The 15,756-nt window shown below is 67.6% G+C and carries 12 protein-coding genes; 7 read left to right on the top strand and 5 right to left on the bottom strand.

Annotated features, from left to right (window positions below; translation table 11 throughout):
* The 5 genes from VFY73_RS16685 to VFY73_RS16665 form a co-directional block, all read right to left on the bottom strand.
* On the bottom strand, positions 1-195 hold a 195-nt coding region (locus tag VFY73_RS16685; protein WP_329720751.1), incomplete at its 3' end, for a hypothetical protein.
* 140 nt (positions 196-335) lie between these two features.
* A complete protein-coding gene (locus VFY73_RS16680; protein ID WP_329720749.1) occupies positions 336-1,568 on the bottom strand; it encodes a M20/M25/M40 family metallo-hydrolase in 1,233 nt (410 codons plus the stop codon).
* A complete protein-coding gene (uraD, locus tag VFY73_RS16675; protein ID WP_329720747.1) occupies positions 1,565-3,337 on the bottom strand; it encodes a 2-oxo-4-hydroxy-4-carboxy-5-ureidoimidazoline decarboxylase in 1,773 nt (590 codons plus the stop codon). The genes VFY73_RS16680 and uraD overlap by 4 nt, the downstream gene beginning before the upstream one ends.
* Positions 3,338-3,342: 5 nt before the next feature.
* Positions 3,343-4,281, bottom strand: coding sequence for an allantoinase PuuE (puuE, locus tag VFY73_RS16670; RefSeq protein ID WP_329720745.1), 939 nt, complete (start codon positions 4,279-4,281; stop codon positions 3,343-3,345).
* Entirely contained in the window at positions 4,278-5,042 is a 765-nt protein-coding gene (locus tag VFY73_RS16665) for a GntR family transcriptional regulator (protein WP_329720743.1), read from the bottom strand. Before VFY73_RS16665 ends, puuE begins: the two co-directional genes overlap by 4 nt.
* Positions 5,043-5,160: 118 nt before the next feature.
* Here VFY73_RS16665 and uraH point away from each other — a divergent pair, with 118 nt between their 5' ends.
* From uraH to VFY73_RS16630, 7 genes are all read left to right on the top strand, one after another.
* Positions 5,161-5,508: a hydroxyisourate hydrolase gene (gene uraH, locus VFY73_RS16660; RefSeq protein WP_329720741.1), complete on the top strand. Its 348-nt coding sequence runs from the start codon at positions 5,161-5,163 to the stop codon at positions 5,506-5,508.
* Positions 5,509-5,520: 12 nt separating this feature from the next.
* Positions 5,521-6,714 (top strand): urate hydroxylase PuuD, encoded by a 1,194-nt coding sequence (locus VFY73_RS16655; RefSeq protein ID WP_329720739.1) that lies wholly within the window; start codon positions 5,521-5,523, stop codon positions 6,712-6,714.
* 514 nt (positions 6,715-7,228) lie between these two features.
* Positions 7,229-8,230: an isopenicillin N synthase family dioxygenase gene (locus VFY73_RS16650; protein ID WP_329720737.1), complete on the top strand. Its 1,002-nt coding sequence runs from the start codon at positions 7,229-7,231 to the stop codon at positions 8,228-8,230.
* A 38-nt stretch (positions 8,231-8,268) separates the two neighbouring features.
* Positions 8,269-9,009 (top strand): SDR family oxidoreductase, encoded by a 741-nt coding sequence (locus VFY73_RS16645; RefSeq protein WP_329720735.1) that lies wholly within the window; start codon positions 8,269-8,271, stop codon positions 9,007-9,009.
* Positions 9,010-9,023: 14 nt separating this feature from the next.
* A complete protein-coding gene (locus VFY73_RS16640; RefSeq protein ID WP_329720733.1) occupies positions 9,024-10,025 on the top strand; it encodes a TauD/TfdA family dioxygenase in 1,002 nt (333 codons plus the stop codon).
* Positions 10,009-10,971 carry a DMT family transporter gene (locus tag VFY73_RS16635; RefSeq protein ID WP_329720731.1) on the top strand — a complete coding sequence of 321 codons (963 nt, stop codon included), beginning with the start codon at positions 10,009-10,011 and terminating at the stop codon, positions 10,969-10,971. The genes VFY73_RS16640 and VFY73_RS16635 overlap by 17 nt, the downstream gene beginning before the upstream one ends.
* A 128-nt stretch (positions 10,972-11,099) precedes the next feature.
* Entirely contained in the window at positions 11,100-15,626 is a 4,527-nt protein-coding gene (locus VFY73_RS16630) for a PA14 domain-containing protein (protein ID WP_329720729.1), read from the top strand.
* The last annotated feature ends 130 nt before the right edge of the window (positions 15,627-15,756 follow it).

Below are 15,756 nucleotides of genomic sequence, written 5' to 3'. Positions count from 1 at the left end.
GGCCAGCAGCGGCAGCTCCTGCCGAGCCTGGCGTTGGGCGGGGGTGACCCAGATGCTGCCGCCGCTGGGCGCGTTGCTCGCTTCACGGCAAACCTGGGCCAGCAGCGCGACGGCGTCGACCTGGCATTGGGCGAGGTAGCGCTGGTAGAGCGTGGCGCTGGCGCCGGGCGCCTCATGGGTAGGGGCAGGGCTCATCGGCAGTTGGCGTTGTCAACGCTCACAGGGTACTGCGGTGCACGCCGATCATTGTCACCGCCGGTGTTTTGCCCCTATGCGGCCCGCCGCAGCCCGCGGTGTGAGGGCTTTCACGGTTGGCCCGGTGCTGGCGTCCTGCGTCACGGCACCAACAGGTCGGCCAGGCTGCGGGCGACGACCTGCGTCGCACGGCGCAGGTCTTCGAGCAGCAGATGCTCGTCGGCCCGTTTGGCATTGCTCTCGAGCACGGTGCGTGGCCCGGCGCCGTAGATGACCGCCGGCACGCCGGCCGCGCCGTATAGGCGCACGTCGGTGTACAGCGGCGTGCCGCAACAGGGGATCGGCTCGCCGAAGACGGCCTGCGCATGCTGTTGCACGGCGGCGGCCAGCCTCTCGTGGCCGGGCAGCGGCTTCAACGACCGGGCCAGCAGCAGCCGGCGCAACTCGGCCCGCACGCCCGGGCTTTGCGCCACCGCGTCGGCAATCAGTGCGCGCACTTCGGCCTCGACCTCGGCGGCGTCTTCTTCCGGGATCATCCGGCGGTCCAGCTTGAGCACCACCTTGCCGGGCACGACGTTGGTGTTGCTGCCGCCTTCGATGCGGCCGACGTTGAGGTAAGGGTGCGTGATGCCCGGCACCTTCGAGTGCCGGCTTCGCAGCACGGTGTTGTAGGCGTACAGCGCGCTCAGCAGCTTGTTGGCGGCCTGCAATGCGTCTATCCCGGTGTCGGGGTAGGCCGCATGCGAAGCCAGGCCATGCAGCGTGACCTCCATCTGCAGGCAGCCGTTGTGGGCGGTGACCACCTGGTAGCTGAAGCCGGCGGCGATCAGCAGATCCGGCTTGGTCACCTTCTGCCGCAGCAGCCACCCGGGGCCCAGTTCACCGCCGAATTCCTCGTCATAGGTGAAGTGCAGCTCGATCGCACCGTGCAATCCGGGCGCCAGCGCGGCGAGCGCCCGCAGTGCAAACGTGTAGGTCGCAAAGTCGCTCTTGCTCACCGCCGCGGCACGGCCGTACAGCCGGCCCTTGTCGATCTCGCCACCGTAGGGCGGGTGGGTCCAGCCGTCGCCGGGCGGCACCACATCGCCATGGGCGTTCAGCGCGATCGTCGGGCCGCCGGGCCCCAGGCGGTGGCGCACGACCAGGTTGGTGATCGACACCATGCCCTGGGCGTGCACCTCGGCGGCCGGGACCGGGTGGCGTTCGACCTGCAGGCCCATCTCGCCCAGCAGCGCGGCGGTGCGCTCGGCGTGCGGCGCGTTGTCGCCCGGCGGCGTGTCGGTCGGGACCTGCACCAGCGCCTGCAGAAAGCGCACCTCCTCGTCGAAGTGGGCGTCGATCCAGGCATCGAGGGCTTCGTGCACGCTGCTCATCCGAGTTGCTCCAGAAGATGACGAAAGGCATCGACGGCGAGTTGGGCATCGTCGTCGGTGATGCTCTCGAGCGGGTTGTGGCTGATGCCGGAGTTGCCGCCACGCACGAACAGCATCGCTTGCGGCAGCACGTCGTGCAGCTTCATCGCGTCGTGGCCGGCACCGCTGGGCAGGCGGTGCAGCGGCAGGCCGAGCGATTGCACCGCGGCTTCCCAGCGCGCCTGCCAGACGGGCGCGCTCGGCGCGGCGGATGCACGCATCGTTTCGTTCAGGCGATAGCGCAGGCCGCGGGCATCGGCGATGCGTTGCAGCGCGCCGGTGACTTCGTCGGTCAGCGCGTCGCGCGCCGCGTCGGTCGACGCGCGCAGGTCGAGGCTGAACTGGCAGCGGCCGGGCACCACGTTGATCGAGCCGTTCGGCACCGTGAGCATGCCGACGGTGCCGACCCGGTCGGGCTCGCGCTTGGCTGCCCGCTCGACCACCAACGCCAGTTCGGCCACCGCCAGTGCCGCGTCGTGCCGACGGTCCATCGGGGTGGTGCCGGCGTGGCTGGCGGTGCCTATCACCTCGCCGACGAAACGCCGGCTGCCGTTGATCGAGGTGACGACGCCCAGCGGCAAGTCCAGCTCGTTGAGCACCGGGCCCTGCTCGATGTGCACCTCGACGAAGCCGAGGTAGCCCGCCGGATCGCGCCGTTCGGCTGCGATCGCCTCCATCGTCGCGGGCAGCTTGGCCGCGCGCATCGCCTCGCGCATGCCGATGCCGTCGGCATCGACCTGGTCCAGCCAGGCGGGGTTGAAGCTGCCGGCCAGCGCACTGGAGCCGAGGAAGGTGGCGGCGTAGCGCTGGCCCTCTTCTTCGGCGAAGGCCACCAGCTCGATGCCGTGCTTGAGCCGGCGGCCGGCCTGGTGCAGCTCGCGCACGGCGATCATGGGCACGAGGATGCCGAGCCGACCGTCGTATCGACCGGCATTTCGAACGGTGTCGTAGTGCGACCCCGTGAGCAGGCGCGGGGCAACGTCGTCGCGCCCGTGATAGACCCCGACGACGTTGCCCACGGCATCGATGCGCGTGTCGTCGAAGCCGCAGTCCTGCATCCAGCGCAACAGCTGTGCCTGGCAGGCCTGGTGCGCTTCGGTCAGGTAGGTCACGGTCAGCACCGCGTCGCCGCTGTCGTCTTGCACGTCGCTGTGCCGGGCCAGCAACTCGGCGCAGTCCCAGGCCTGACGGCCTTGCAGCGGTACCGCGCCGAACTTGTCGTTCAACCGGATCTCGGCGATGCGGTGGATCTGGCGCAGGCATTCGGCGCGTTCGAAGGCCGGCGTGTTGTCGAGCCGGCGGGTGAAGGTCTCGATGATCTCGCGCCGGTTGAGCCCGGTGCTGCGCGGCCCGCGCACCGCCAGGATGAACGGGAAGCCGAACTTGCCGTTGTAGGCAGCGTTCAGACGCTGCAACGTATCGAACTCTTCGGGGCTGCAGTCGGTGAGACCGGCGCGGCCCTGTTCGTCGGACGATTCGGCGGTCACGCGCCGGCTGATCATTGCCTTGCCGGCCAGTTCGGGGTGGGCGCGGATCAGGCCGAGTTGCGCCTCGACTGGTGCTTCGCGCACGACGGTGGCCAGCGCCAGCTTCAACGCCGCCAGGCTCGGGAACGGTCGCCGGGCCCAGGCGGCCTCGGCGATCCACGGCGAGTGTTCGTAGACGCCGTCGAGCAGTGCGGCGAACTCGCCCGCCGTGGCGGTGGTGTTGAGTTGTTCCAGGCTCAGCATCCGCATCAGTCCCAGACAAAGGCCGTGGCCGCATCGAAGGGGTGGGTGGCCTTCCAGTGCCGGGCGATGTCGATCCGGCGCGCGATCCAGACCCGATCGTGCGCCTGCACATGGTCGAGAAAGCGCTGCAACGCCCGCAGGCGGCCCGGGCGGCCGAGCAGGCGGCAATGCATGCCGATGCTCATCATCGCCGGGTGCTCCTCGCCTTCGGCATAGAGCACATCGAAGCTGTCGCGCAGGTACTGGAAGAACTCGTCGCCGTGGCTGAAACCTTGCGGCAGCGCGAAGCGCATGTCGTTGCAGTCCAGCGTGTAGGGCACGACCAGGTGCGGGGCCAGCGCGCCGTCGCTCTTTCGCACCTGCAGCCAGAACGGCAGGTCGTCGCCGTAGTAGTCGCTGTCGTACTCGAGCCCGCCGTGTTCGACGACCAGGCGGCGCGTGTTCGGGCTGTCGCGGCCGGTGTACCAGCCCAGCGGGGTCGTGCCGACCAGCCGCTCGATGATCGCCAGGCCACGTTGCAGGTGTTCGCGCTCGATGTCTTCATCGAGGTTCTGGTAGTGGATCCAACGCCAGCCATGGCAGGCGATCTCGTGGCCCAGCTCGACGAACGCGGCGGTGACCTCGGGGCAGCGCTCCAGCGCCATCGAGACGCCGAACACGGTCAGCGGCAGGCCGCGGCGTTCGAACTCGCGCAGCAGCCGCCAGACGCCCACGCGTGAGCCGTACTCGTAGATGCTCTCCATGCTCAGGTGCCGCGCCGGGTAGCTGGCCGGATTGAACATTTCGGACAGGAACTGCTCGCTGCCGGCGTCGCCGTGCAGCACCGAGTTCTCGCCGCCTTCCTCGTAGTTCAGCACGAACTGCAGCGCGACGCGGGCCTGGCCCGGCCACTTCGCGTCGGGTGGTTGGGCACCGTGGCCCTTGAGATCTCTCGGATAGCTCATGCGCGCCTTCTCCTGTTCGGTGCGGCCGCCGGCTGCAGCGCCTCGGCCAGGTCCCCGCTGCGCGGGCGCAGCCGCAGGTTGCGTTCGACGCTGCCCAGGTGGCCGCTCATCAGCTTGGCGGCGGCACGGGCATCACGCCTGGCAAGGGCTTCGACGATGGCCACATGCTCGGCGTGCGACTCCTCGGCCGAATGGGCCGACTGCATCATCAACGAGACCAGCGACGAACGCGACAGCAGGTCACCCATCAGCTCGGCCAGCACGTCGTTGCCCAGCAGCTGCGCCAGCAGCACATGGAAGTCGGCCAGCAGCCGCGTGCGGCCGGGCACATCGGTGCGGGCGACCGCTTCGGCCTCGTCGGCCAGGTGCGCACGCAGGCGCGTCAGCTGCGCTTCGGTGAGCTGGGTACACAGCTGCCTGACCATGCCGGCCTCGAGCAACGTGCGCGCTTCGAAGACCTGACGTGCTTCTTCGGCGCTGGGCTGGCGCACGAACGCGCCTCGACCCGGTTCGAGCACGATCAACCGATCGCGTGACAGCTGGTTCAGCGCCTGGCGCACGACGGTGCGCGAGACCTTGAAGATGTCGGCAATGCGCTGCTCGGCGAGCTTGGTGCCGGGCATCAGCCGGCGCTCGACGATGGCCGCGCTGACCGCATCGACGATGCGGCGCGTGGTGGTCAGCGCATCCGCGTCGTCGGCCGGCGGCGTGGTCGCGCGAGGCGGTCGGATCACCTTCAGGCTGGGGCTGCGCGGGGCCATGGGGTGCGGTCGATCGGGCGGCGGGTGGCTTGCAGTGTATTCAGAAGTGTATACACTTTGCGCCCATCGCCACAACCGGCGCGGGGCCACGCGGTGGCCCTTGCTGCGCGCTTTCACCATGGGCCAGCTCACCACCCACGTGCTCGACACCATGCATGGTCGACCCGCCGCCGGCATGGCGGTGGCGTTGTGGCGCGCGGGCGAGCCGGCACCGCTGCGTGAGCTGGTGCTGAACGCCGATGGCCGTGCCGATGGCCCGCTGCTGACCGGCGCGGCGCTGACAACCGGGCGCTACCGCCTGGTGTTTGCGGTGGCCGACTACTTCCGTGCCCGTGGCGTCGCATTGCCCGACCCGCCGTTCCTTGGCGAAGTGGTGCTGGATTTCGGCATCGCCGACGCGACGGCGCACTACCACGTGCCGTTGCTCGCCAGCCCCTGGTCCTATTCGACCTACCGCGGCAGCTGACGAAAGACGACGATGGACGCCTACTGGCTCGACTGGGTCAATCTGCTGCTGCGCTGGACCCACGTGATCACCGCCATCGCGTGGGTCGGCTCGTCGTTCTACTTCGTGTTCCTCGATGCCAGCCTGACGCCGCCGAGCGACGACGACGCCAAGGCCAAGGGCGTGGGCGGCGAGCTGTGGGCCGTGCACGGCGGCGGCTTCTACCACCCGCAGAAATACCCGACCGGCCCGAAGATGCTGCCCGGGCACCTGCACTGGTTCTACTGGGAAAGCTACAGCACCTGGCTGACCGGTTTTGCGCTGTTCACGGTGCTGTACCTGTTCAACGCCGGCAGCTTCCTGATCGACAAGTCGGTTTTCGACTGGTCGCCTGCTGCGGCGGTTGGCACGGCGCTTGGCTTTCTGCTCGTGTTCTGGCTGGCCTACGATCTGATCTGCCGCACGCTCGGGCAAGGGCCGCACGGCGACCGCCTCGTCGGCGTGGCGGTGCTGGGGTTGGTGGCGCTGACGTCGTGGCTCGCCTGCCATTGGTTCGCCGGCCGCGCGGCCTTCCTGCTGACCGGTGCGGCCATCGCCACCGCGATGAGCGCCAACGTCTTCTTCTGGATCATTCCGGGTCAACGCAAGGTGGTGGCCCAACTGCGGGCGGGCCAACCGGTGGACCCGGTGCACGGCCAGCGCGGCAAGCAGCGCAGCGTGCACAACACCTACTTCACGCTGCCGGTGCTGGTGGCGATGATCTCGAACCACTACGGGTGGCTGGTGCAGGCGCGGCACAACTGGGCCGTGCTGCTGGCGCTGATGCTGGCGGGCGCGTTGATCCGCCACTTCTTCGTCGCGCGCCATGCCGCCAAGCGCCTGGGCACCGCGCCGCCCTGGGCCGCGGCGGCCGCCGGCGTGCTGCTGCTGGCGGTGCTGGCCGTGGCCTTGAGGCCCTCTGGCAGCCCGGCAACCGGCCCGGCGCCAGCGATGGTCGAGTTCGGTCGTGTTCAGACGGTGATCAACCAACGCTGCGTGCTGTGCCACAACGCGCAGGTGCAGAACAAGAACGTGGCCCTGCATACCGAAGCGTTGGTGCGCCAGCACGCGCAGGCGATCTACCAACAGGTGGTGCTGCTGAAGCAAATGCCCCTGAACAACGCGACCCAGATCACCGACGCGGAACGCGCGATGCTCGGGCGCTGGTACGAATCCGGCCAGCCTTGATGTCAAGGAAGTGAACGCCAATCCGGATATGGATATTCATGCTGGTGTCAATAACCCAGTATATTTATGAACGCACTTGGTGCGGCTAGCATTCTTTTGGTGCATGGCCATCCCCATCATTAGGGGTCAGCCCGGCATCGGGGTTTGAACTAGGATGAGGTCCCGGGTGGCTCGCGCCGCGCCGGACCATAACAATTCCAGGACAGCGTCAAAGAGTTCGTAGCGTTCGGCGAAGGCCGGGCAGCCGCTGGTGACAGGCATTCGGCCTGACACCCAGGCTGCTCAGGCGTTGCCGACGAAGTGAGGGCCTACAAGAACTCGTTGCCAATCGTGGCTTGACCAGCGGTGCGAGCTTGTGCTTGGTTTCGCGACCAAGTGCGCGGAAATATCTTTTGCTGCTTTCGGTTTGAAGTGCCGAAAAGCCCATGTTGTATGCGGGTGAATTATCCGCAGGGCTGCGCTTTGTCCGAAGGTTTTCGTCGATTCGACGCAGAAACTGAATTACGTTCATCAAATGGTCATTCATTCATTTCCAATATTGGATTATGAGGAGATCGCTGAGGGTTCCGTGGCACCGGAAAGAATCCTGGATGCCTTTCAAACCTACGGCTACTTTTACCTCTCGGGTCTGGACCGGGTGATTCCGCCGCGGCTGTTCAAGTCGATGAAGGAAGTCTCCGAGCGCTTCTTCGCTTCGCCGCTCGCTGCCAAGATGGGCTACTACATCGGCGACTCGGCGCACCACCGCGGCTACGTGCCGGTGACCGAGAAGGGCGCCTACGGCGATGAGAAGATCCGCTCATACGAGGCGTTCGACATCGGCTTCGACGCACCGGAGCTGCCGGCCCACCGGCGCAAAGGCTTCGAGCTGGTCGGGCCCAACCGCTACCCGCAGCACGTGCCGGGCATGGAAGAGGCGCTGACCAGTTACTACGGCGCCAACTTCGAGATCAGCCGCCAGATCCTGCGGTTGATCGCGCGCGGTTCGGGCTTGGCCGAAACGCACTTCGACCCGCACATCACCCGCCCGGCGTCCCAGCTGCGGCTGATCCACTACCTGGCCAACGATGTGCTGGTGGACAGCGACGACGCCAGCATGGGTGCGCACACCGACTACGAGCTGTTCACGATCCTGCACCAGTCGTCGCCCGGGCTGCTGGCGTTCGACAGACAACTGCAGCGCTGGAAGCACTTGCCGGTGTTCAAGAACATGCTGATCGTGCTGGTCGGCGACATGCTGCAGTTCCTGACCGGCGGGCGGCTGAAGTCGCTGTTGCACCGCGTGGTGGCGACCGGCGAAGAGCGCTACAGCTTCCCGTTCTTCATGAACCTGGACTTCGAGACCCGGTTGCAGACGCTGCCGCACTACGGCCGCAGCGACGAGTCGGTGGTCGTCGGGCACCACCTGCTGGGCCAGCTGTACCGCGACTTTCCGTACATCAAGCGCCGCATCGACAGCGGCGATTGGCCGGTGGATTTCGACATCCCCGAGCGCAACGAGTACGAGCAGGCCTGATGCACTCAACGAACAAGAAGGAAGAAAGGACCATGCACATGAAAGGCTTGGCAGGCAAGCATGTGGTCGTCACCGGCGGTGCCAGCGGCATCGGCCAGGCGACGGCCCGGCGTTTCGTCGAAGAGGGGGCGAAGGTCGTCATCCTCGACAAGAACCGCCAGACGCTGAATGAAACCGTGGCCGAGATCCCGGGCCTGGTGGCCGCGATCGTCGTCGACGTGTCGGACGACCAGGCCGTGGCCCGTGCCTTCGCGGAGGTCGACGGTCATCTGCCGCAGATCGACGTGCTGATCAACAACGCCGGCATCAGCGTGCGGCACGAGGGCTTTCGCAGCATCGAGCCGGCGCAGTGGCGCCACGTGATCGACACCAACCTGAACGGCATCTTCTACGTCGCCCGCGAAACGGTGAAGCGCATGGCCAGCGGCGTGATCCTGAACATGTCGTCGGTCAACGGGCTGGCGGCGTTTCCGCATTACGCCGACTACAACGCGTCGAAGGCTGCGGTGCTGGCGCTGTCGCAGACGATGGCGGTCGAGCTGGCGCCGGCGATCCGCGTCAACGCGCTGTGCCCCGGGGCGGTGATGACGCCGATGCAGAAGGCCGAATACACCGAGGAGATGTTCGCCAAGGTCAACGCGAACATCCCCCTCGGCCGGCATGCCGATCCGTCCGAGATCGCGGCGTTCTTCGCCTTCCTCGCCTCCGACGAGGCCGCCTTCATCACCGGTCACCACTACGTCATCGACGGTGGCGAACTCTCCAGAGCCGCTGCATGAGCTTCTTCCGACCCATGAACCACACCATCGACATTTCCGGCTGGGCCGACGTTGCCGAGCGTTTCGCCAACCGCAGCAACCCTTACCACGAGTTTGAACGGACGGCGGAACACGCTGAGCAGGCCATTGCCGAGCTCGACTACGAGGACATCCGCCCGGTGCTCGACTTCAAGCGCCGCGGCGCGCCCGGCGGCCGGCTGCTGCTGCGCGGCGCGACCACCGACCCCGACCTGATGCCCACCACCGAGGCCACCAGCGAGATCGAGAACAACAAGGGCACCTTCTTCAGCGAGTTCTACCTGGTGATGCTCGGCAAGCTGCTCGGCGAGCCGTTCAGCTATACCCAGGAACGCAACGGGGCTGTGATCCACAACGTGCGGCCGTCGAAGAAGAATGAGACCAACATCTCGTCCGACAGCTCGGCCATCATCCTGGACCTGCACAACGAAAACATCTACCACCCCGTCCAGCCGGACTACCTGCTGCTGACCGGGTTGCGGCGCGACCCGAGCGGGCGGGCGAAGACGCTCGTGCTGGGCGTCGATGAAATCCTGCCGCGCCTGAGTGCCGAGGACATCGCGGAGTTGAGCGAGTTCAGGTTCCGCACCAGTGTCGACTACAACTTCGGCAACCACGATGCGGACCGCGGCAACGGCCCGCTGATCCGGGTGCTGTTCGGCAATGCGATGTCGCCGATGATCGCCTACGACGACGAGTACGTCGCGGGCACCACCGAGCGGGCGCAGGCCGCACTCGACCGGCTGCGCCGTGTGCTGCACGAGCACATGTCCGAGATCGATCTCGGGCCGGGCGACATCCTGCTGCTGGACAACTTGAAGACGGTGCACGGCCGCACCGCCTTCAAGGCGCGCTATGACGGCACCGACCGTTGGCTGCAGCGGCTGTTGGTCACACGCGACCTGCGTCGCGCCGAGATGCTGTTGGGTGAGACGGCTCGCACCGTCTCTTGGTCATATCAACCTGAGAGTTTTTACGGATATGTCGATTACCGCTGAAGGTGCCGTCAACGCGAATGCCGAGGACGCGGCCAACGAGAAGGCCAAGGATCGGGTCGCCTTTTGGGCGATCTTCGCGATCCCGTTGATCTGGGGCATCGGCTTCCCGTTGACGCACAACGCGGTGGCGCATGTCGACCCGGGGCTCTATGCATTCGCGCGCTCGCTGGTCGCCACGCTGGCGCTGCTGCCGTTCGCGCTGCCCTTCGTGCTGAAGGCGAATCGGCAGACGGCGATCGGCGGGCTGTTGCTCGGCGGCTTCAGCGCGCTGAACATCGTCAGCCAGAGTTACGCGCTGAGCTACCTGTCGTCGGCCAGCACGGCGTTCTGCGTGACGCTGAGCGTCGTCTTCATCCCGTTCGTGATGCTGGCGCTGCGGCAGGGCATGCCGTCGCGCATCGACATCGCGTCGGTGCTGATCGGCCTGGTCGGCGCGTATGTCTTCCTCGGCGCGCAGCTCGATGGGCTGAACGTCGGTTACGCGTGGGGGTTGGCAGCCGCCTTCGCGATCGCGATGAACATCTGCATCGTCGGCAAGCTCACGTCGCAGCATGGCGGTATCAACCGGCTCGCGCTGGCGTTCTTCCAGATCCTGTTCGGCACGGTGGCGCTGGCCTGGTTCCCGTTCAACCGGCCGCTGGAGCCGCTGGCGCGCACCGAAGTGTGGATCGCGATCGTCTTCATGGGCGTGATGTCCACGGCGCTCGCGGTGGTGTTGCAGACGCGCTACCAGCAGCGGGTGGGCAGCACCCGCACCTCGGTGATCTTCAACCTCGACCTGGTCTTCGCCAGCCTGTTCGGCCTGATCAACAAGGAGCCGCTGACGATCGCGCAGGTCGCCGGTGGCGCGGTGCTGTTCCTCGCGTCGTCGCTCGAAAGTGCGCTGGGCCTGGTGAAAAAGCTCTACCGCGGTACGGTGGGCCGCTGGGCGGTGGCCGGCAACTGAGCGCCCCGGGCTCGGCGAGCCGAGCCCGCCCCGGATGCTCCCGTGTCCTGGGGATGGTCATGTCGTAACAGTTCGTTCACGATCCTCCGTTCAGACGAGCCCTTTCAAGGGCCGCGGAGGGTATTCGAATGAGCCGCAAGGCAAAGCTGGCAGGGCACGCCGCCCCGCGCCGGCCGGCGCTCGCCGGTGGGGCCGCGGCATGGCTTGGGTCGGTGGGGGTCGCCGCACTGCTCAGCTCATGCGGCGGCGGAGGCGTCGACGATGACGCCGAGGCCCGCTATGCCCGCGTCCGGCAGGCCGAGCAGTCGCAGCAAACCCCACCGGCCCCACCGGCCCAACAAGCGACGCCTGGCGCCGGACGCCTTCGCACGGCGGGCTTGCCTGCCGGCACCGACATCCCCGCCGACGCCGCACAGAAGGGCGTGTTCTCGCCGCTGTACAACTGGCCGCTGATCGCCATCCACGCGGTGCTGTTGCCCGACGGCCGAGTGATGAGCTACGGCACCAAGCCCGACGGCCAGCAGACCGGCTACTTCAACTATGACGTCTGGGACAGCACCCGGTCGCCCGACGCCGGCCACCTGACGCTGCCGAACATGACGGCGACCGACCTGTTCTGCAGCTCGCAGGTGCTGGTGCCGTTGAACGGCAAGGGGTCGGTGCCGCAGGTCGTCATCTCCAACGGCGACAACTGGGTCGGCGACAGCACCACCAACACCGGCAACAGCCGCAGCACGATCTTCGACCCCGTCACCAACACGCTGAGCCGCGGCGCCGACACACAGGCCGCGCGCTGGTACGCGAGCTCGACGGTGCTGACCAATGGCGAGGTCTATGTCCAGGGCGGCTGGGGCGGCACCGACCACCCCGAGATCCGCGGTGCCGACGGCAGCTACCGGCTGCTCGCGACCGACACCAGCACGCTCGATTTCTACTACCCGCGCAACGTCGTCGCGCCCGATGGCCGGGTGTTCGGTTTCGACAGTTTCGGCCGCATGTACTACGTCAACACGGCGACGGGCGTGTTGACGATGGCCGGCCAGATCGGCGATGCGATCATCGGCACCGACGCGACTGCGGCGATGTTCCGGCCCGGCCGCATCCTGCAACTGGGCGGCTTCTCGAACAAGTCGGTGGTGATCGACATCAACGGTGCGTCGCCGGTGTTGTCGGGCATGACCACGATGTCGTCGCAGCGGCGCCTGGCCACCGCCACCGTGCTGGCCGATGGCCGGGTGCTCGCCACCGGCGGCAGCCCGGTCTGGAACGACGCCGCCGACGCCGCTCTGAGCGCCGAGATCTGGAACCCGCAGACAGGGCAATGGACGGTCGGCGCGGCCGGGGCCGTGCCGCGGCTGTACCACTCGACCGCGCTGTTGTTGCCCGATGCGACCGTGCTGGTCGCCGGCGGCGGTGCACCGGGCCCGCTGACCAACCTCAATGCCGAGATCTACCACCCACCGTACCTGTTCACAGCCAACGGCCAGGAGGCGCCGCGCCCGGCGATCACCGGCACGCCGGACTCCCTGCAGGTCGGCAAGACGATCCCGATCGACGTGCAAAGCGGCTCGGCGATCGGCCGCGTCGTGCTGGTCAAGACCGGTTCGGTCACGCACGGCTGGAACATGGACCAGCGCTTCGTCGAGCTGCCGTTCCGCGCCGAAGGCAGCCGCCTCTACGCGCAGGCGCCGACACGCGCTGCCGACGTGCCGCCCGGCTACTACATGCTGTTCGTGCTCGACGCGGCCGGGGTGCCGTCGACCGCGCGCATCCTGAACCTCGGCGTCGCGCCGATCGCGAACCCTGAGGTGACGCCGGTGCTGGCGTCGCCGGGCAACCAGCAAAGCAGCCTGGGCTCGACGGTCGACCTGACGCCGAGCGCCAGCGACCCGAACGGCGACGTGCTGCGCTACAGCGCCGCCGGCCTGCCGACGGGCCTGTCGATCAATGCCGACACCGGCCGCATCACCGGCGCGCCGAACGCGACCGGCAGCTACGACGTGACGCTGGCGGTGACCGACGGCTACAACAACGCGTCGATCAACCTGACCTGGCAGATCAGCGGCAGCGTGCCGCTGCAGCTCGAGCCGCTGCCGCCGCCGGGCATGACGGTGGCCGGCAACCAGCTGGAGGTCGTCGCGGCGGCCAGCGGCTACCAGGTGCAGTTCAAATGGAACTTCGGTGACGGCTCGCCGCCGACCGATTGGTCCAGCGACGGCCATGCCAGCCATGTCTACGACCGCGCAGGGCTGTTCAGCGTCACCGTCACGGTGCGCGACGGCAGCGGCAACCAACAGAGCCAGGGCTTCGTGCAGCGCGTGCAACTGCCGGTCAGTGGCGCCCCGCCCACGTCGGCGACCAGCCTGTTGGTCGAGACCCCGGCTGGCGGCAACCCGCGGTTGTGGGTGGTCAACACCGACAGCGACAGCGTCAGCGTGTTCGATGCGGCCAGCCGCGACAAGCTGGCCGAGATCGTGGTGGGCGCCGCCCCCCGCACGCTCGCGCGAGCCGGTGACGGCCGCCTCTGGGTCGCCAACCAACGCAGTGCCAGTGTCAGCGTGATCGACCCGTCGTCGCTGAGCGTGATGGCCACCTTGATGATGCCGCGGGCCTCGCAGCCGCACGGCATCGTGATGTCCCCGTCGGGCGCGCAGGCTTTCGTCACGCTCGGCGCCACCGGCCAACTGATCCGTCTGGACACCACCAGCTTTGCGCAGACCGGTTTGCTGGCATTGGGGCCGCAGCCCGGCGGCCTGGCGATCAGCGGCGATGGGGCGAGTCTGCATGTGTCGCGTTTCGTCAGCGCCCCGCTGCCCGGCGAAGCGACGGCGACGGTCGCGCCGACATCGTCCACCGGCGGCGAAGTCTGGGTCGTCCATGCCGGCTCAATGAGCCTCGTGCGCACGATCGTGCTGCGGCACAGCGACAAGCCGGATTTCGAGAACCAGGGCCGCGGCTTGCCGAACTACCTGGGCGCACCGGTGCTGAGCCCGGACGGCAGCCAAGCCTTCGTGCCGTCGAAGCAGGACAACGTGCTGCGTGGCCAGCAGCGCGATGGGCTGCCGCTGAACTTCCAGAACACCGTGCGCGCGATCAGCTCGCGCATCGTGCTGGCGAGCCAGCAGGAAGATCTGGCCGCGCGTATCGACCACGACAACGCGGGCCTGGCGAGCGCCGCGTTGTTCGACCCGAGCGGCGTGCTCCTGTTCGTTGCGCTTGAAACCAGCCGCGAAGTGGCATTGCTCGACGCCCATTCGCGGCAACAACTGTTGCGCCTGGACGTGGGCCGCGCGCCGCGTGGCCTGGCGCTGTCGCCGGACGGCCTGACACTGTTCGTCGGCAACTACATGGACCGCTCGGTCGATGCCTTCGATCTGCGGCCGTTGGTGCAGATGGGCCAGCTGAGCGTGCCGCCGTTGGCACCGGCCGTCAACAGCGTCACCAACGAGCCGCTGGCACCGCAGGTGCTGCTCGGCAAACAGCTGTTCCACGATGCGCGCGACCCGCGTCTTGCGCGCGATGGCTACATGAGCTGCGCCACCTGTCACCACGATGGCGGCAACGATGGCCGCACCTGGGACTTGAGCGACGCCGGCGAGGGCCTGCGCAACACGGTCAGCCTGCGCGGCCGAGCGGCGGTGGGCCAGGGGTTGATGCACTGGAGTGGCAACTTCGACGAACTGCAGGATTTCGAAGCCCAGATCCGCCGCCTGGCCGGAGGCACCGGGCTGATGAGCGACGCTGCCTACTTCACCGGCACGCGCAGCCAGCCGCTGGGCGATGCGAAGGCCGGCGTCAGCGCCGATCTCGACGCGCTGGCCACCTATGTCAGGTCGCTGGACACCTTCGATGCCAGCCCGAGTCGCCCGGCCAGCGATGCGCCGAGCCCGGCTGCGGTGGCCGGCAGGGCCGTGTTCAAGGCGCAGAACTGCGCGCTCTGCCACGGCGGCGCAGGCTTCACCAACTCGGCGACGATGGACCTGGTCGACATCGGCACGCTCAAGGCCACCAGCGGCCAACGCCTCGGCGGGCCGCTCACCGGCATCGACATCCCGACGCTGCGCGACGTGTGGGCCAGTGCACCGTATCTGCACGACGGCTCGGCCGCGACGCTCGATGCGGCCGTCAGCGCGCACCCGGGTCTCGTGCTGAACGCCAACGAACTGAGCAACCTCGTGGCCTACCTGCGCGAAATCGGCGGCGAGGAAACGGTGGCACCCGCGCCGGGCAGCGGCCTGCAGGGCCAGTACTTCAACAACAAGAAGCTGACCGGCACGCCGGTGCTGGCGCGTACCGAGGCGGTGGACTTCGACTGGGGCGCTGCCGCGCCCGGCCCTGGCGTGCGCGCAGACCTGTTCTCGGCCCGCTGGACTGGCACGATCGACGTGCCGGTCACCGGCAACTACTTCTTCCAGACGATGTCCGACGACGGTGTGCGGCTGTGGATCAACGGCGTGAAGACGATCGGCAACTGGACCACGCACACCTCGACGATCAACACCTCGAAGAAGGTCGCGTTGAGCGCGGGCCAGCGCGTGGCTGTGACCCTGGAGTACTTCGACAACAGCGGCCCGGCCGAAATCCGGCTGCGCTGGAAACCTCCCGGCACAGCGACCTATGTGTCGATTCCGCTCGACAAGCTGTATGCCAACTGATGCGTTGGCTGAGGTGTCCGCCATGTAATCGGTTACGTGACGCCCTAACTCCACAAACTGTGCACAAGCGCACAAGCAACCCCCTGGAACAAGGGGACTGCAGTTGTAACGGCTTGCCGACAATCGCGCC

The organism is Ideonella sp., assembly GCF_036277275.1.
Classification (GTDB): Bacteria; Pseudomonadota; Gammaproteobacteria; order Burkholderiales; family Burkholderiaceae_C; genus Ideonella.
The sequence above is the reverse complement of the archived record's forward strand: the minus strand, read 5'-3'. Positions and strand labels throughout refer to the sequence as shown.